The organism is Microbacterium sp. zg.Y909, from assembly GCF_024626565.1.
The window spans coordinates 1-16,307 of sequence record NZ_JANJFJ010000069.1 but is presented as its reverse complement, the minus strand read 5'-3'; the positions used below and the strand labels follow the sequence as shown (position 1 = coordinate 16,307).

The following is a 16,307-nucleotide window of genomic DNA, read 5'->3' as shown; positions in this document are numbered from 1 at the left end:
ATGCCGCTCGCCGCCAACCAGGCCACCGGGGCGTTGCTGGCCGGCATCGTCGCGGTGGCCGCGCGACCGCGACCGCGCTGGCGCGGCCACCGCGCTGCGATCGGCTGGGGCGCCGCAGCGGGGCTGACCGGCGCGGTGGGCACCCTCGCCTTCCTGCTGTCCAGCGGCCAGACCACCCTCGCCGTGGCCGCCGTGCTCAGCTCGCTCTACCCCGCCGTCACCGTCCTGCTGGCGGCCGGCGTGCTGCGGGAGAGGCTCAGCGGGCCGCAGGGTGCCGGCATCGGCATCTGCACACTCGCCATCGTCGCGCTCTCGCTCGGCTGAGGACCCCGATCACCTGAAGGAGCTGTCGATGGCCATCATGACGACGCTGGGCGCGAGTCGCCCGCACGCCCCGGGGCGGCGATCATGCTGACCCCCATCGCCGACGGGGTGTTCGTGCATCAGAGCGATCTGCTGCGCAACAACACCGTGGTCGTGAGCGGGGATGCCGGTGCGCTGCTGGTCGATCCCGGCATCACCGACGCCGAGATGAGCTGTCTGGCCGACGACCTGCGGGCGCTCGGGATGCCGGTCGTCGCGGGCTTCGCGACGCACCCCGACTGGGACCATGCGCTGTGGCATCCGGCGCTCGGGGGCGCCCCGCGCTACGGCACCGCCGAGGCCACGGCATTCCTGCGCGACCTGCGGACGCAGCCGTACTGGCAGCAGCGCTTCGCCGATGCCCTACCCCCCGAGATCGTCACGGACGTGCCGATCGACCTGTTCGGCCTCATCGAAGCGCTGCCGGACGGCGCCTCGCACCTGCCGTGGAACGGCCCGGCGATCCGCGTGCTCGCGCATCCCGCCCATGCGACCGGGCACGCCGCGCTTGTGGTGGAGGGATGCCGCGTGCTCATCGCCGGGGACATGCTCTCGGACGTCCTCGTGCCCATGCCCGACCTCGAGGGCGTCGACGATCCACTGGGCGACTACCTCGCTGGACTGGACGCGCTGGCGGCCGTCGCCGACCGAGTGGACGCGTTCGTACCCGGACACGGCTCGGTCGGCGATGCCGCGCAGCTGCGGCGGCTGCTGGAGCTGGACCGCCGCTACATCCACACGTTGCGCGACGGCGGGCCGTTCGACGACCCCCGAATCGATGCGCCGGAGCCCGGCTGGGAGTGGGTGGGCGACCTGCATGCCGGGCAGGTGGAGAGCGCCGCGCGGCGGGGCGGGGACAGCGCGCGGTGAGGCGGCGAGCGCCAGGCCCCTCGCGCGTCGCACCCGACGGCGTCAGGCGAGCGGGGTGAACACCGGGTCGGCGCCGCGGGTGAAGACGCCGACCGTGGCGGTGGGGATCTCTTGCCAATGCCGGCGCGACCAGTGCAGCTCGAGCGGTTCCGAGACCACGAGCTGCGCCCCGTCGGGAAGGCGCTCGGTGCGCCCCTCGGCGATGTGGAGGGTCTCGCGTCCGACACTGTGGAAGAGCGACGGCGGGGGCAGTTCGCCGGCGTGCGGGCTCTGCCAGCGAGCCACGACCAGTCGCTCGCCGTCCGAGGCGCAGAACGTGCCGCGGAACGGCTCGGTGACGTCGTGCGCGGTGCGCGCGGCTTCGACGTGAGCGATCATCCGCCCCAGGGCACCCGCTGGATCGGTGGCGAGTCCGAAGGTGAGCGCGAGGAAGAAGCACACCTCGCTGTCGGTCGTGCCACGGATGTGCGGGTACAGCTCGGGCGCGACGTCCATCGTCAGCTCGCGCTTGAGCGCGGCGAAGCCGCCGATCTCGCCGTTGTGCTGGAACATCCACCCGGCGTGCACGAAGGGGTGCGCGTTCTGCTCGGCGAGCGTGCCGCCGGGCGCCGCCCGCACGTGGGCGAGAAAACAGGGCGACTCGATCTGTGCCGCGAGGTGGCGCAGGTTGTCGCTGTCCCACGCCGGCGTGATCTGCCGGAATTGGCCCAGCGTGCCGCCGCGGCCCGACCACGCGAGGCCGAACCCGTCGCCGTTGGTGGGAAACGCGTGCTCCCGGAACTGCGAAGCCATCGTCGTGCCGGGCAGGTACAGCCGGCGGGCGACCAGACTCTGGTCGATGAGCGAGTGGTCGGGACGCACCAGCACGTCTTCGACGGCAAGCGGGGAGCCGAGATAAGCGATCCACCGGCACATCCCGACACCCCCTTGCGTCCCGCCCGAACCGAGACGGCTACTTCATCTCACCGAAGGTGCGATCGATGTCCTTCATCTCCATCGCGGCGGTCGCCTCGATGAGCTCCCGCAGGTCGGCGTCGGCGCCGGGGGAGAATTCTTCGGGGCGTTCGGGGGCGATCGTCATCGGCACGCCGGCCGGCGCCTGCTCGGTGGCATCCAGCTGGGTGCCGTCCTTGGAGGGCGACAGGCCCTGGAAGATCTTCCCCGCCTCGGACAGGTTGGTGAGGTCGAAGGAGTACTGCTTGCTCTGCAGTCCCATGTCGAGCAGCCGCGCGACCTCGGGGAACTTCTCCGCGTTGGTCTTCGGGATGGGCAGGGCGGTGCGCCAGTTGACGCCGAGGGTCTCCAGCGCCCGGGCGAACGCGTTCTCGTGCGCCTGGTCGCGGACGATCAGGTAAGAGATGGTGCTGCGGGCGGTCTTGTTGGAGGTCATCTCGTAGAGGCGGCACTTCTGCAGACGTCCGGTCGACTCCAGCATGAGGTTGTAGAGCAGGTCGAGCACGAGGTTGCCCGAGTTGTAGACGTAGCTACCCAGCCACGGGTTGCCTGCGGCATCCACGGGCATGGCCCCCTGCGCACCGACCAGGTAGTGGTGGATGTTGCTCTCGGACGTCGCGACCTGCAACGGGGTCGCGCCACCCGCACCGGGAGCGTCGACGGTGTCGGTGGGCTTGCCCTTGTACCCGGGCGATCCGTCGAGCAGGCGGGAGATGGTCGTGCCGATGAGCTCGACGTGGCTGATCTCCTCGGTGCCGATGCCCTGGATGAGGTCCTTGTAGGGCTTCGCCGACGGGCCGCGGAAGTTGATGCTCTGAAAGAGGTACTGCATCATCGTGCGCATCTCGCCGAACTGCCCGCCCAGGCCCTCCTGAAGCGCGTTCGCGGCGTCGGGATCGGGCTGATCCTGGTCGATCTCGTTGATCAGCTGCTGAACATGGAAGTACATGTTTCCTCCAAAGGGTTGGTGGGCACAGCCTGGTCGTCCGCGCAGACGTGCGGACCCCCCTCGCGCGAGGGCCGTAGGTCGCGTACCCTCCCTCCCGCGAGCGCGCCCGCTCAGGGGCATTGCGCAATTGAGGTTTCCGCCGATCATCCGGTGCTCGGGGCGGCTAGGTCACATTGCCTGCCCGGCCGGATCTGCCCTCCAGGTGACGATCGCGCGCTCCGTCTCTTCGTCGACCCCCGCATGGCGAAACCACTGGTCGACGTCGAGCTGTCGATACATCTCGCGGAACGCCGAATCCGCCGTGTGGCCGAACCTCCCGAGCACCGCGTGGCGCTCTTCGACGTCGAAGGAGCGTCCGTGGAGCGCACGCATCGCCTGCGCGTTCGCGAACGATGCGAGGTAGTCGGCGGCGGCGGCATCCTCCGTGACGTCCAATGCCTTCAGCAGGAAAGCAGCAACGAGTCCGGTTCGGTCCCAGCCGGCACCACAGTGAAAGAGGACTGCCCCCGCGGGCGCGGTCGCGATCGCCTGGAGCACTTCAGCAAGGCGGTGCGGCAGCTCGTGAAGATGAGCGGCGTAGTACAGCGGGGTCCCCCACCGCCCGTCTTGTTCGAACGGAGCCCAGAAATCCCGTTCATCACCGTCGAGATCGACCTGCACGGCGAGCATGTCGTCGGGCACCCGGCCCGTGACCTCATCCGGCCGGCGCAGGTCGATGACGGTGCGCACACCATGGCCGCGGAGGGCTTGCCACCCCGAAGAACCCACACGATCCAGCGCCTCGGCGCGCACGAACGCGCCGGTCGGTGTCAGGGATCCGTCCGTCCGCTCGAGCCCGCCCAGGTCGCGGGCGTTGGCGAGTCCGCTGAGGGCGAGAGCGACCGGCATGCCGTCAGCTTCCCACGCAGGCGGCTCCTGCGAACGGACATCCTGCCCCGCAGCCGAGCACCGTCGTCACAGGTGAAGCTCCTTGAGCTGGCGTCGGGAGGTGATGCCGAGCTTTCGGAAGATCGTGCGCAGGTGAGCCTCGATCGTTCGCGGGCTCAGGAAGAGCATCGCGGCGACCTCCCGCGAAGTGGCGCCGGTCGCGACGGCACGCGCGATCTGCAGTTCATGCTCGGTGAGCGCGGTGCTGGGCGGAGCGTTGCGGGCACGGGGGTGCTCGCCCGTCGCGCGCAGTTCCCTGGCGGCACGCTCCGCGAAACCCACCGCTCCCATGTCAGTCAGCATGTCGTGCGCCGTGCGGAGCTGTTCTCGCGCCTCGCGGCGACGCCCTTCGCGCCGGAGCCACTCGCCGTACAGCAGGTGAGCTCGCGCAAGATGGCCGGTCACCCGGGAATCGGCCAGCCGCTCCATGGCCTCCCGGTAGTGGTTCTCGGCGGCGTCCCCCGTGGTGATCAGAGCCTGCGAACGCGCCATCAGCCCGAGCGCCCACGGGGTTCCGCTCGCGTCGGCACGTGCGGCGAGCTGCGCATACGCTGCGCGGGCGGCCTGCGCGTGACCAGCGCGGGCGGCCGCTTCGACCAGCTCGGGGAGGGCGACGCTCTGCACGGAGAAATCATCGGATGCAACGGCGCGCTGAGCCGCGGTCATGGCTGTGGCGAAGCTGCCTGTTGCGTTGTGGAGCACCGCGGACGCGTAGTGCGCCACAGCGGCTTGGGCACCGGCGCCGTTTTCCGCAGCCTGGACGCTGCGTCGATGAAGGTCAGGGGCCTCTGATTCCCCGCCTCGCCATGCTGCGAGTAACAGCTCTCCGTGCGGCAGTGGCACAGCCCTCGTCGCGCGGGCGATTGCCGTGCTCTCGGCCAGCAGCTCCGCGGCACGACTCAACTCGCCGCGCAGCGCGTGTGCCGCCGAAAGAGCGATCAGCGCGACATACAAGGTCGCCACCGCCCCCGCCGTACGCGCGATGGTGACCTTGCGCGCCGCGAGGTCGTACATCAAGTCGTCCTCGAAGAGTGCGACGGCGGTGCGGCTGGCGAGCCAGAGCCAGCGGTCGCTTTCCGTGCCGCGGTAGACGTCTCGACTGCGCTCTTCATCACGTAACGAGGCGACCGCTCTTCGCAGCGTGTGCACGCCGGCGACGTATCCCTCCGTGTAGACCGTCACGAGCCCGTCGAGAAGGAGGTCCAGCGGCCGTGGCTGCTCGGGCGGTCGCGGCGCGGCCCGGGCTGCCTCGGCAACCCCTCGCACGTCGCCTCCCGCTATCACCGCGGTGTTGAGAGCGAGCAGAAAAGCCTCGCGAGACACCGCGGGGTCAAGCGGCGCCAGCGCGTGCGCCGCATCCAAGAACATCACCGGAACGTCGTCGCTGTGGACGAGATAAAAGGTGATGTGCGCCCTGTAGAGCGTGAGGCGCGCAGACTGCAGGGGACTCAGCGGCCCTTGCGCTGCGAGCGCGAGCAGCGTCAATGCCTCATCAGCAGCACCCGCCTCATGTTTCGCCTGCAGCGCGATCATTGCGCGCTGCGTGCGAAGAGCAGGGTCGGGAGTCAGTTGCGCCGCGCGCTGCAGCAGGGCAGCTGCGGCTGCCATGCCGCCGCGCGCGAGTGCTCGCTCCCCGACGCGCTCCAACTCGCCGGCGACGTCTTCGTCTGGGCCGAGGACGGCCTGCCCCCGATGCCACGCCCGACGGTCTGGATCGATGCGCGGGTCGGTCGCCGCAGCCAGCGCTTCATGTGCCTGGCGACGTTCCGATGGGACTGCGGCACGGTAGATCGCCGAGCGCACCAGGGGATGCCGAAACCGCACCTTCGAGTCGATGGTGAACAACCCCACGGACTCGGCCGGGGCGGCCGCGGAAGGCTCGATCCCGAGCTGGGACAGTGCGCGCAACAGCAGTGGCACCTCGCCCGTCGGCTCGGCGGCTGCGAGGAGGAGAACACGTTGAGTCTCGGACGGCAGCGCTGTCGAGCGTTGCCGAAAGGCCTCTTCGAGGTGCTGCGGGACGTCGGGGCGGTCATGCACGCCGAACCCGCTTGCCAGAGTCGCCGGCCCCACGCTGCGCGGCAGCTCCAGCAGAGCCAGCGGGTTTCCGCGTGCTTCCGCGATGACGCGCTCGCGCACGGATGCGTCGATCAGAGTAGGGGTCTCGGCATCGAGCAGCTCCCGCGCGTCGGCCTCACCGAGTGCGGGAACCGTGAGAACCGGCATCCCGGTGAAGGCGGCGGACGCGCTGTCGTCGGAATCGCGGCCCGCGACGACGAGTGCCAGACGTTCGGCAGACACTCGCCGAGCCGCAAAGGCGATGACCTCCGCCGAGGCCCGGTCCAACCACTGCGCGTCGTCGACGAGGCAGAGCAGAGGCTGTTCTTCGGCACCCTCTGCGAGCAGATTCAGCACGGCCAGGCCGACCAGGAATCGGTCCGGCGCGGGCCCCGTCTTCGCCCCGAAGGCGATGGCGAGTGCGTCGCGTTGGGGCGCGGCCAGCGCCGCGTCGTATTCCAGGAGCGGAGCGCACAGCTGATGCAGGGCGGCGTACGCGAACTGCGACTCCGATTCCATGCCGGTGGCGCTTTCCACCCGGAACCCCAGCGCATCGGCGGCGATCCGCGCGTAGTCGAGCAGAGACGTCTTCCCGATCCCCGCCTCACCACGTGCGTACAGCGCCCTGCTCCGCCCGGCGTGCGCATCGGCGAGGGTGCGATCGAGAGCCTCGCATTCTGCGTGCCGGCCGAGCAGGTGCACCCGCGTTCCCCCATCGACGTGACTCGAGTTCGTGACGGCGTTGTCACGCCGGTAGGCGGGTCATCGCACCCTGTCCTTGCCACACAGTATCCAGGTCCGCTCCGCGGCGACCAGCGATGGACAGGCTCGTCGCTCGAAGAACTTTCAGGCCGGGTGAGCGCGTCAGCCGCCGGGCGACTCAGCCTGCGGCGGCGGGCATCACCGCGTCCGCGACCATGGCCGGATCTTGCAGCATCCCGAGGTGTCCTAGTTCGAGCGTGCGCACGGGCCAGCCTGCACTCGCGGCGACGCCGATCTCGTCGGCGTAGGTGGTTCCGAATGCCACGTAGCTGCAGGTGAGTTCAGCCGCCCAGTTCCTAGCCGCAGAGATGCGACACGACAGGTACGAGGCGGGAACTGAAGGTGTGCTGGCATCCACCCGCGCGAAGGTCGCGTCGTCCGGAAACAACGGGCGCACGCTCTCTTGTGGCCACCACCGCGTCCAAGGCGGCAGGATGCCGCGCCTCGCCGTTGCCAGCAGGGTGTCGCGCATACGCGCGGGCACGACGGGCCACGTGCCGCCGCTCAGTGGCGGCACGATCGCGTCGAGGAACACCACCCGCCTGACCGCGGAGCCCGCTGTGAGGACGGGAACGAAGTTGCCCGCGTTCGAGTGCGCGATCGCCGTCGTCGCTCCGAATCGGACCGCGGCCGTGGCGTATTCTTCGCCGGCCGCTTCCGCGGTCCCGACGGACGTTGGGGCGACCCACGTGGCCACCAGTCCTCGCTCACGCAACGCGGACACGAAGGGATCCATCACGAAACCCGGCAGGAAGACGCTCCCCAGGACGATCACGCGGTCCACGGCGACATCCTAGAAATGTCCCGCAGAATGTCCAGTCCCACGCACGCGCGCGGCTGCGCTGGCAGTCTTGGAGAAGACGCGACGAGGAGAAGCAATGAAGCAGCGCACTCTGGCAGGACGACAGGTTTCGGCGATCGGACTGGGCGCCATGCCGCTGTCAATGAACAACGACAAGCAGTACCCGTCGTTCGAGGATGCCGTGGCGACCGTGCACGCCGCGCTCGACGCGGGCGTGACGCTCATCGACACGGCGGATATCTACGCCCCCGATGGCGAGGAGATGGGGCACAACGAGCGCATCGTCGCCGAGGCGCTCCGGACATGGGACGGGGATTCGTCGGACATCTTCGTCGCGACCAAGGGCGGCATCACGCTCGGGGAAGAGGGAGCCAAGGGCCGCGACGGGTCGGAAGCGTACCTGCGCTCGGCCGCGGAGAAGTCACTCGAGATCCTCGGCGTCGACCAGCTCGACCTCTACCAGTACCACCGTCCCGACCGCACACGTGTCTACGCCGACATCATGCGGGGACTGAAGTCGTTGCACGACGACGGCCTCGTCCGCGCGATCGGCATCTCGAACGCGAGTGTCGAAGAGATCCAGATCGCTCTCGACGTGCTCGGCGAAGGCAACCTCGCCAGCGTCCAGAACGAGTTCTCGCCGAAGCATCCGGGAAGCATCGACGAATTGCGCTTCTGCGCCGCTCACGACATCGCCTTCCTGCCGTGGAGTCCTCTCGGCGGCACCGGCGGCGGCGCCAGCAGCGTGGGCGACCGGTTCTCGGCCTTCCGCGAAGTCGGCGATGCACACGGCGTCAGCCCACAGCAGGTCGTGCTGGCGTGGGAGCTCGCCCTCGACCCGCACGTCATCCCGATCCCCGGTGCGCGGCGTGCGGCATCCATCACGGACTCCGCGAAAGCCGCCGACCTGGAACTGACCCCTGAGGAAGTGACTCGGCTGTCGGAATCGGTGGCGATTTTCGACTGACGGGTCAGGAGCTCTGCAATCGGAAGGTCTCGATGTGCTCGCCGTCCTCTGGATGCACTCACCAAGCAACGGAACCCGGTCCGGCTCAGAGAAGCCGCGGAGGGTCACGTGCCCGGCGTTCGGGTGTGGCAAGGGCCCGGCCGCCTGGGCCAACACGGCGACCCGCTCATGGTCATAGAAGGTTGCCAGCGCGTCGACCGGACGGAGGACGACGTACTGCTGGCCACGAAGCGAATCCAGCAGGGCCGGCTCGGTCATGTACGGGGTGGGCATCTCTCTCCGGTCGTCGGGTCAGGGGCCGGTCTCACCGACGAGTGCCGCATAGAACTGCCGTGGTTCGCCTTCTCGGATCACTTCCACGACTGCCGCGTTGACACGTTCAGGGGCGCCCTCCATCGCTTGAACCGTGACCAGAGATCCGTCGCACTCGATCTCTGCGCCGCCCCCGCTCAGCCACGTCGATCCCGTCCGTATCCTCCAGCTGGCTGTGGCCGTTTCCCCGGGCGCCCCGTAGCAGCCGACGACGAGTTCGTCGACCGCGACAAGGGGCTCACCGAAGGTGAACGTTTCCACACCGTCTGGGTCGGATTCGGTCGACGTCGAGCTCGCAAGATCGGCCAGCACGTCGTACTGACTAGAGGCCTCAACGCGCGCTCGGGTCTGCCATCGCTGCGCCTCTGTCTCGTCCACCTCGGGAGGCGCGCACCCAACCAGCGTCGCCAGAGAAACCGCGGCGATCAGTCCCGCGCATACGAACCGGCCCATGGAGTGACCCTAGCGGCGCGCGTCGATCGTCGAACCTCGCTCGCGCGGCAACCTCGGTCGGCGTCGTGCAGACGGGCCTCGTCCATCCGGCGGGGGTGGCTCCTTACTGGGTGAGCTCGCGGTTCAGCCGGTCCAGCAGTGCCTCGAGTGAGACTTCGAATTCCTCGTCGCTGCGGTCCTCGCTGAGCAGGGTGCGGAGGCGTTTCACTTCGGGTGCGGCCTCCAGACTGACCTGCCCGTCGCCTTCGGGGATGGTGGCGTCACCCTCGTCGAGGGGTTCTTCGACCGGGCCGGTTTCCGCGCCGCGCACGGCTGATTCCAGCAGCAGGTGGCCGAGCAGGAAGCTGCTGAAGGACCGGTAGGCATCCACGGCCTGCTGGTCGGTGAAACCGTGCCCGATCAGGGTGCCGAGGAACGTGTCGACCACTTCGACGCTGCGTAGCGGGGGGCGCAGCCAGGGGGCTGCCGGGTGCCGGGTGGCGACCAGCGGAAACGCGAGCGGATGATCAATCGCGATCTGGCGGACGTGGTGGGCGACGGTTTGCAGGAACCCCTGCCAGTGTTCGGCGAGCTCATCGTCAAGATCCGAGGTCAGGTTCTCCATCAGCAGAGCCACCACCCCCTCCAGCAGATCCTCTCGCCCGTGTACGTACCGGTACAGCGACATCGCCTCTACCCCGAGCTCCTGCCCCAAGGAGCGCATCGACAACCCCTGCGCGCCACGCCGGTCGATCTGCGCGAGCGCGGTCTCGATGATGAGGCCGCGGCTCAGACGACGAGACTGCGTACCCGTCGGCTTCTTCGTCACCCGGACGCTCATAGCACATTCCCTCCCATCACGCGCAAGCCCCCTCGCCAAGTCATTTCGGGCGCTGTACTGTCACGCTAGTCGGCTTACGGTGTAAGCGGGCTGGTAGCCGGTCCGCACGTTTCGACTCCTGCGGCTCCGACGCCCCAACCCAAGGGATCGAGACAATGGCAAACAATCGCACCGCCCACCCCGACAGCGCCGCAGCCCGCCCTGTCATCGCAGACCACGACGACGCCGCGAAGGAGTCACTGATCGGCACCGCAAGGGGCGGCCGCACGGCGAACGCGTCGTGGGGGTCCATCATCGCCGGGGTGGTGACCTTTCTGGCCGTCACCATCCTGCTCTCGCTCGTCACCGCCGGCATCGGCTTGGGCGGCTCGGGCATCGGGGCGACCATCTGGAGTGTGATCGCCCTGGTGATCGCTCTTGCCGCGGCAGGTTTTGTCGCTGGCGCGCTGGCCGTGCGCAGCGGACTGCTGCACGGATTCTTGACCTGGGCGACGTCCCTGGTGGTTGCTCTCGCCCTGACTGTGTGGCTCAGCGCCAGCCTGCTCGGCGGCGTCGTCAGCTCCGCCACCCAGGCACTGTCCGGGACCGACGTCACCCAGGTCGTCGAGGACGTGCAGAGCAACGTCGACGAAGAAGAAGCGCAGGAGCAGACCGATGAGGCGCTGCAAGACGCGCAGCAGACGGCGGAGGATGCCGCCGCGACTGCTCAAGCCGCCTCGTGGTGGGGCTTCGCCGGGCTGCTGCTCGGCGCGGTGATCGCGGCCCTCAGCGGGATGCTCGGCGTGCGGAGCGTCGTCAAGCGTGACCCCGACACCACTACCGTGCCGGTCACCACAACCCGGTGACACGGCTCCCGGTCGCGGGCCCCCGCGCCGGTCTCAACACGTACGAACAAAACGAACGATAGGAAGCAGTCATGATCAGCACAGAAAACATCGGCGGTCTCATGGGAGCAGCGGTGATCGGCTCCGACGGGGAGAAGATCGGCACGCTCGAGCAGATCTACCTCGACACCGACACCGGAGCGCCCACCTGGGCGGCGGTGCGCACCGGTTTCTTCGGCACCTCGGAGTCCTTCGTGCCCATCGACGACGCCAACCAGGACGGCGAGAACCTCCGGGTGGGCTACGCGAAAGAGTTCGTGAAGAACGCACCGCGCATCGACGCGGACGGGGCGCTGGAGCACGCGCAGGAAGATGAACTGTACGTCTACTACGGCAACGGTTCCCGCACCACCAGCGCCGCTGAAGGCACCGGTACCACCCGGGATGCCAGTGACGAGGCGGTGGACACGAGCACCGGGTATGACACGTCCGGTCCGACTACCGACGATGCGATGACCCGCTCGGAGGAGCGCCTCCGCGTCGGTACCGAGAAGGTTCAAACCGGTCGCGCACGGCTGCGGAAGTACGTCGTCACGGAGGAGAAGACCGTCACCGTCCCCGTGAGCCATGAGGAAGTGCGCCTGGAACGCGAACCCATCACCGACGCCAACGTTGCGGATGCCATGGACGGGCCGGCCATCAGCGAGGAGGAGCACGAGGTCATCCTCACTGAGGAGCGGCCCGTCGTCGCCAAGGAGACCGTCCCGGTCGAGCGTGTCCGCCTGGGAACGGAAACCGTGACCGAGGACGAGACCGTCACCGAGCAGGTCCGCAAGGAACAGATCGACTACGACGACGGCACGAACCGCGCCGACCGCGCCTGACCCGTCAGTCGCGGGCCGCGCGCGCAGGGACCGGACCGTCCGGGTACGCCTCGGGTGGTCCGGTCCCTGCCGCTTTCCGGCTCATCACGAACCACGGAAGGATCACGCTACCCATCACGATGACGCGGTCCATGGCGCTCTTCCCGGGGCTATCACCCGGCGCTTTCCGCGACCCTGACGACCACATCGTCCCCCGGTGCCCGAGGACGTGCTTCCACATCCGATGCCGTCCCTCGATGTACTGCCGAGAAGTGGTCCTCTGGCAGCAGATGTGCGTAGGCTCCCGCCACGTCGAGACGTGGAGATCGGCGATCTCCACGGCATCCGACGGCACCGGCATCCGGGTCGTGAAGCTCATTCGCTCATGGTGGCAGGGACACACCGCCGGCGTGCGGTGGGGACAGAATCAGATGCGCGCGCGCCTGTAGGTGTCGCTGGAGTAGCTGATGACGAAATATCCGATCAGGGACAACAGCCAGAGGAGGAACACCGAGAAGACCGCGCCGTGCCCGAACGCGCGCCCGAGCCGCAGCGCCACGATGATGGCGAGGACGACGTTTGCGATGGGGACGAGATACAGCAGCGTCCACCATGCGGACAGTCCGGCGGCTCGCACGATGAAAAACGCCGCGACCACCGGGATCAGCGCCGTCCACCCGGGCTGACCTGCCTTGTTCAGGAAAGGCCACACCGCGGCGACGAACAGCACGTAGCCGACGAAACCCCCCACTCCACCGAAGACGACCCCGGACTCATCGCGGGATGAGATCTCAGCGACGACCGGAAGAAGCTGCGACAGGATGTGCATGGCGTGAGTCTAGGTTGCCGCCACACGGGATGCGGGCTCAATCTCCGTCGCAGCGCTTGGCCGCGGCTGTCCCGCTCAGAGACGCGGATGGTGCAATGCCGTCTGGATCACGCGGATGTACGCGCCAAGGGCTCCAGACGCGAGGAGCCCTGACCCGAGAGGCCCGGAGGGGTCCTCACCCAGTAACGGCAACGATCGGAGCGCAGCTCTGACCGGGTCACTCATCTGAGCGAGTTGCCAGGCGATCTCATCGGTGGCGGCAGTCGCGTTGCCCTGTTCCGCCAGCTGCCTGGCTTTCGCGGCGTACGCGGCCGCGCCGAGAGCGTGGGCGCCCATGTGTGCAACCCCCGCGGCCTGGCCGGCAGCCCAAGCCGCAGCCTTCGCGGCTGGTGAGGTCACGGCCTGTGACGCCCGACCTGCCACGAAGCGTCTGCGTATCTCGCCCCCGGCATCGAGCGTGCCTGCCGCGAACGCACGCGCTCGAGTGATGCCGTCGCGAGGACGGTCGTCGCCTGGCGCTTCTGACTCGAAGAGGGAAAGAACTCGCTCGGCACAGTCTGCTGCCCACCCCGCGGTGACCCGGCGATCGGATACGCTCAACGACTGCGGAGAAGCCATACCGGTACCTTTGCACGATCTTGTCGCATACGGAGGGCTACGGCCGCACCGACGCAACGGACAACTCCGCGCGGAACCTGGAGCGGCCTCCGCTACACCGGCGCCATGTCGGTGAAGCGCGAGAAGTGGCCCTGGAAGGCGATCTCGATGGTCGCGGTCGGACCGTTACGGTGCTTCGCGACGATGAGGTCGGCCTCGCCGGGGCGGGTGTCCTTGTCGTACACCGAGTCGCGGTGCAGCAGCATGACCATGTCGGCATCCTGCTCGATCGAGCCGGACTCTCGCAGGTCGCTGACCTGCGGACGCTTGTCGGTGCGCTGCTCAGATCCACGGTTCAGCTGCGACAGTGCGATGACGGGCACCTGAAGCTCTTTCGCGAGCAGCTTCAGCGCACGGGAGAACTCGCTGACCTCCTGCTGACGCGACTCGACCTTCTTGCCGCTGGTCATCAGCTGCAAGTAGTCGATGATCACCATGCGCAGCCCCACCCGCTGCTTGAGTCGACGGCACTTGGCGCGGATCTCGACGAGCGTCATGTTGGGGCTGTCGTCGATGTAGAGCGGGGCGTCGTTGATGCGGCCGCGTGTCGCGGCGATGGTCGTCCAGTCGCGCGAATCCAACGTGCCCTTGCGCATGTTCTGCAACGGCACCGCGCCCTCGGCGCTCATGAGGCGCATGGCGATCTCACTGCGTCCCATTTCCAGTGAGAAGAAGATCGTCGGCATGTTGTGCTTGATGGCCGCGGCTCGCGCGAAATCGAGCGCGAGCGTGGACTTTCCCATGGCGGGTCGGGCGGCCACGACGATCATCTGACCGCCGTGCAGGCCGTTGGTCAGCTCGTCGAGCTGGGCGAACCCTGTCGGGATGCCGGTCATCGAGCCGTCCCGGCCGCGCGCTGCCTCGATCTCATCGATCGCGGAGGTGACGGCGATCTCGAGCGGAACGTAATCCTCCGCGGCCTCGGCACCGGTGACCGAGTAGATCTCGGCCTGCGCGTTGTTGACGAGTTCCACGGCCTCGCCCTGGCCGGAGTACCCCATCTGCACGATGCGGGTGCCGGCCTGCACGAGGCGGCGCAGCAGCGCCCGCTCGGAGACGATCGTGGCGTAGTAGCCGGCGTTGGCTGCCGTCGGCACGATCGAGGTGAGCGAGTGCAGGTAATCGGCACCGCCGGCTCGCTGCAGCTCGCCCGTCTTGATCAGCTCGTCGGTCACGGCGACGACGTCTGTCGGCTCGCCGTGCGAATACAGGCTGAGGATCGCCTCGAAGATCAGCTCGTGCTTGGGCACATAGAAGTCGGCCCCGCGCAGCGTCTCGATGACGTCGGCGACGGCGTCCTTCGACAACAGCATGCCGCCCAGCGCGCTCTGCTCCGCGAGGACGTCATGCGGCGGCGTGCGCTCGTGCTCACGGCGTCCGCCGAGTCGTTCGTCGGAGATGTCAGCGATGGACACGCAGCCGTACCTCCGTCATTTTCGGGTGTTGTCGGGGTGGGACACATTCACGCTATGCACGGCCACCGACACTCGCAACCAAGCCTGTGGATAACTATGTGGAAAGTCTGCGTGAAACGCCGCCAACCCTGTGTACAACCCCTGTGGAAAACGCCCGGGATACAGGAATCGAGCAAACGTGATTTCTTGGTTGACCGGGGATTTATTTGTTCACAACCTGTGGATGGGATTGTGGTTGAAGTACGCGTTGAAGGTTGGGGACGGCGTACCACGTTATACACAGCCGCACACCCTCGGCCCGCATCGGATGCCGCCTGTGGAAAGGCTCCCACGGGGGCGCATCGGGCCCTCAACGAGCCCGAAAACGACGGATGCCGTGAACCCGGTGAGGGTCCACGGCATCCGTGTCGTTCTGTCGCCCAGAGGGACGACGCACCGCTTACTTGGCGGCGACCACCTGCAGCGTGATCACGGCGGTGAGGTCGTCACGCAGGCGAACGGTCGCCTCGTGCTCGCCCACGGACTTGATCGCCGAGGTGATGTGGATCTTGCGCTTGTCGAGCTCGCCGAGCCCGGCAGCCTTGACCGCGTCAGCGACGTCACCGGTCTTGACCGAACCGAACAGACGACCCTCGTTGCCGGCCTTGACGGCCAGACGTACCTTGGTCGACTCGAGCGAGTTCTTCAGGGCCACGGCTTCTTCGTGGTCGTGGATCGCGCGCGACTCGCGGGCAGCGCGAATCGACGCCACCTGCTTCTCGCCACCGCGCGACCACAGCACTGCGAAGCCCTGGGGGATGAGGTAGTTGCGGGCGAACCCGTTCTTGACCTCGATCACGTCGCCGGCGCTTCCGAGCCCGGCGACCTCATTCGTGAGAATCAGCTTTGCCATGTCCGGACCCCTTAACGGCCAGCGCCGGCGTAGGGCAGGAGCGCCATTTCGCGGGCGTTCTTGATCGCCTTGGCGATCAGACGCTGCTCCTGCACCGAGACACCGGTGATACGACGGGCGCGGATCTTTCCACGCTCCGAGATGAACTTACGAAGAGTGGCGACGTCCTTGTAATCAATGACGCCGACACGGATCGCCTTCGCGGGAGCGGCGTTCTTCGCGCCCTTCCGCGGCTTGCGGCGGTCGCCGCTCGACTTTCCAGCCATGGTTTTTCCTTAGAGAGAGTTGGTTTGATCCGAGGGATCAGAACGGAGTGTCGTCGCCGTAGGCGCCGGGGGCGCTCCACGCGTCGGGAGCGGCCGAACCGGGAGTGGCCCACGGCTCGTCGGCGACCTGCGGGCGGGACTGCTGTCCGCCACCGCCACCGCCGGCGCCGCCGGCGCCGTTTCCGCCGCCACCACCACTGCTGCTGGTACGCGTGACCTGTGCGGTTGCGTAACGCAGCGACGGGCCGATCTCATCGACCTCGAGCTCGATGGAGACGCGGTTCTGCCCCTCGCGGTCCTGGTAGGACCGCTGCTTCAGGCGAC

At 68.1% G+C, this 16,307-nt stretch carries 17 protein-coding genes and 1 pseudogene; 5 read left to right on the top strand and 13 right to left on the bottom strand.

What is annotated here, in order from left to right:
* Both NQ160_RS07480 and NQ160_RS07475 read left to right on the top strand, forming a co-directional pair.
* A partial coding sequence (locus NQ160_RS07480) for an EamA family transporter (RefSeq protein ID WP_257514593.1) occupies positions 1-324 on the top strand: 324 nt, incomplete at its 5' end.
* A gap of 84 nt (positions 325-408) precedes the next feature.
* Positions 409-1,233: an MBL fold metallo-hydrolase gene (locus NQ160_RS07475; protein ID WP_257514592.1), complete on the top strand. Its 825-nt coding sequence runs from the start codon at positions 409-411 to the stop codon at positions 1,231-1,233.
* A 42-nt stretch (positions 1,234-1,275) separates the two neighbouring features.
* Here NQ160_RS07475 and NQ160_RS07470 read toward each other — a convergent pair whose 3' ends face one another.
* The 5 genes from NQ160_RS07470 to NQ160_RS07450 form a co-directional block, all read right to left on the bottom strand.
* The gene (locus NQ160_RS07470; RefSeq protein WP_257514591.1) at positions 1,276-2,148 is read right to left on the bottom strand and encodes a class II glutamine amidotransferase; all 873 of its coding nucleotides are present in this window, start codon (positions 2,146-2,148) and stop codon (positions 1,276-1,278) included.
* Between the two features lie 37 nt (positions 2,149-2,185).
* A complete protein-coding gene (locus NQ160_RS07465; RefSeq protein ID WP_257513911.1) occupies positions 2,186-3,136 on the bottom strand; it encodes a manganese catalase family protein in 951 nt (316 codons plus the stop codon).
* 168 nt (positions 3,137-3,304) lie between these two features.
* Positions 3,305-4,024 (bottom strand): tyrosine-protein phosphatase, encoded by a 720-nt coding sequence (locus tag NQ160_RS07460; protein WP_257514590.1) that lies wholly within the window; start codon positions 4,022-4,024, stop codon positions 3,305-3,307.
* A gap of 66 nt (positions 4,025-4,090) precedes the next feature.
* Positions 4,091-6,823, bottom strand: coding sequence for an ATP-binding protein (locus NQ160_RS07455; protein ID WP_257514589.1), 2,733 nt, complete (start codon positions 6,821-6,823; stop codon positions 4,091-4,093).
* Positions 6,824-7,001: 178 nt separating this feature from the next.
* A complete protein-coding gene (locus tag NQ160_RS07450; protein ID WP_257514588.1) occupies positions 7,002-7,667 on the bottom strand; it encodes a hypothetical protein in 666 nt (221 codons plus the stop codon).
* Positions 7,668-7,761: 94 nt separating this feature from the next.
* Between NQ160_RS07450 and NQ160_RS07445 the strand changes: the two genes are divergently transcribed.
* Positions 7,762-8,652 carry an aldo/keto reductase gene (locus tag NQ160_RS07445; protein WP_257514587.1) on the top strand — a complete coding sequence of 297 codons (891 nt, stop codon included), beginning with the start codon at positions 7,762-7,764 and terminating at the stop codon, positions 8,650-8,652.
* 291 nt (positions 8,653-8,943) lie between these two features.
* Here the strand turns inward: NQ160_RS07445 and NQ160_RS07440 are convergent, their stop codons facing one another.
* Entirely contained in the window at positions 8,944-9,417 is a 474-nt protein-coding gene (locus tag NQ160_RS07440) for a hypothetical protein (protein ID WP_257514586.1), read from the bottom strand.
* 103 nt (positions 9,418-9,520) lie between these two features.
* On the bottom strand, positions 9,521-10,225 hold the full coding sequence (locus NQ160_RS07435; RefSeq protein ID WP_257506363.1) for a TetR/AcrR family transcriptional regulator: 705 nt from the start codon (positions 10,223-10,225) through the stop codon (positions 9,521-9,523).
* A gap of 167 nt (positions 10,226-10,392) precedes the next feature.
* On the opposite strand from NQ160_RS07435, the gene NQ160_RS07430 reads away from it, so the two are divergent.
* Both NQ160_RS07430 and NQ160_RS07425 read left to right on the top strand, forming a co-directional pair.
* Positions 10,393-11,082, top strand: a complete 690-nt coding sequence (locus NQ160_RS07430) for a hypothetical protein (protein ID WP_257514585.1) — start codon at positions 10,393-10,395, stop codon at positions 11,080-11,082.
* Between the two features lie 71 nt (positions 11,083-11,153).
* Positions 11,154-11,945, top strand: coding sequence for a PRC and DUF2382 domain-containing protein (locus NQ160_RS07425; protein ID WP_257514584.1), 792 nt, complete (start codon positions 11,154-11,156; stop codon positions 11,943-11,945).
* A gap of 406 nt (positions 11,946-12,351) precedes the next feature.
* Here the strand turns inward: NQ160_RS07425 and NQ160_RS07420 are convergent, their stop codons facing one another.
* The 6 genes and pseudogenes from NQ160_RS07420 to NQ160_RS07395 form a co-directional block, all read right to left on the bottom strand.
* Positions 12,352-12,753: a DUF5684 domain-containing protein gene (locus NQ160_RS07420; RefSeq protein ID WP_257514583.1), complete on the bottom strand. Its 402-nt coding sequence runs from the start codon at positions 12,751-12,753 to the stop codon at positions 12,352-12,354.
* A gap of 75 nt (positions 12,754-12,828) precedes the next feature.
* Positions 12,829-13,371 carry a putative immunity protein gene (locus tag NQ160_RS24980; protein WP_257514582.1) on the bottom strand — a complete coding sequence of 181 codons (543 nt, stop codon included), beginning with the start codon at positions 13,369-13,371 and terminating at the stop codon, positions 12,829-12,831.
* A 92-nt stretch (positions 13,372-13,463) separates the two neighbouring features.
* Positions 13,464-14,825: a replicative DNA helicase gene (dnaB, locus tag NQ160_RS07410; protein WP_257513899.1), complete on the bottom strand. Its 1,362-nt coding sequence runs from the start codon at positions 14,823-14,825 to the stop codon at positions 13,464-13,466.
* Positions 14,826-15,264: 439 nt separating this feature from the next.
* Positions 15,265-15,717 carry a 50S ribosomal protein L9 gene (gene rplI, locus NQ160_RS07405; protein ID WP_257514581.1) on the bottom strand — a complete coding sequence of 151 codons (453 nt, stop codon included), beginning with the start codon at positions 15,715-15,717 and terminating at the stop codon, positions 15,265-15,267.
* Positions 15,718-15,728: 11 nt separating this feature from the next.
* The gene (rpsR, locus tag NQ160_RS07400; protein WP_133541417.1) at positions 15,729-15,983 is read right to left on the bottom strand and encodes a 30S ribosomal protein S18; all 255 of its coding nucleotides are present in this window, start codon (positions 15,981-15,983) and stop codon (positions 15,729-15,731) included.
* 37 nt (positions 15,984-16,020) lie between these two features.
* Positions 16,021-16,307, bottom strand: a pseudogene (locus NQ160_RS07395) (single-stranded DNA-binding protein); the annotation flags it as partial.

Coding starts and splice junctions, on each gene's coding strand:
- NQ160_RS07475 (WP_257514592.1), top strand. CDS start 409: ATGCTGACCCCCATCGCCGACGGGGTGTTCGTGCATCAGAGCGATCTG.
- NQ160_RS07470 (WP_257514591.1), bottom strand. CDS start 2,148: ATGTGCCGGTGGATCGCTTATCTCGGCTCCCCGCTTGCCGTCGAAGAC.
- NQ160_RS07465 (WP_257513911.1), bottom strand. CDS start 3,136: ATGTACTTCCATGTTCAGCAGCTGATCAACGAGATCGACCAGGATCAG.
- NQ160_RS07460 (WP_257514590.1), bottom strand. CDS start 4,024: ATGCCGGTCGCTCTCGCCCTCAGCGGACTCGCCAACGCCCGCGACCTG.
- NQ160_RS07445 (WP_257514587.1), top strand. CDS start 7,762: ATGAAGCAGCGCACTCTGGCAGGACGACAGGTTTCGGCGATCGGACTG.
- NQ160_RS07440 (WP_257514586.1), bottom strand. CDS start 9,417: ATGGGCCGGTTCGTATGCGCGGGACTGATCGCCGCGGTTTCTCTGGCG.
- NQ160_RS07430 (WP_257514585.1), top strand. CDS start 10,393: ATGGCAAACAATCGCACCGCCCACCCCGACAGCGCCGCAGCCCGCCCT.
- NQ160_RS07425 (WP_257514584.1), top strand. CDS start 11,154: ATGATCAGCACAGAAAACATCGGCGGTCTCATGGGAGCAGCGGTGATC.
- NQ160_RS07420 (WP_257514583.1), bottom strand. CDS start 12,753: ATGCACATCCTGTCGCAGCTTCTTCCGGTCGTCGCTGAGATCTCATCC.
- NQ160_RS24980 (WP_257514582.1), bottom strand. CDS start 13,371: ATGGCTTCTCCGCAGTCGTTGAGCGTATCCGATCGCCGGGTCACCGCG.
- rplI (WP_257514581.1), bottom strand. CDS start 15,717: ATGGCAAAGCTGATTCTCACGAATGAGGTCGCCGGGCTCGGAAGCGCC.
- rpsR (WP_133541417.1), bottom strand. CDS start 15,983: ATGGCTGGAAAGTCGAGCGGCGACCGCCGCAAGCCGCGGAAGGGCGCG.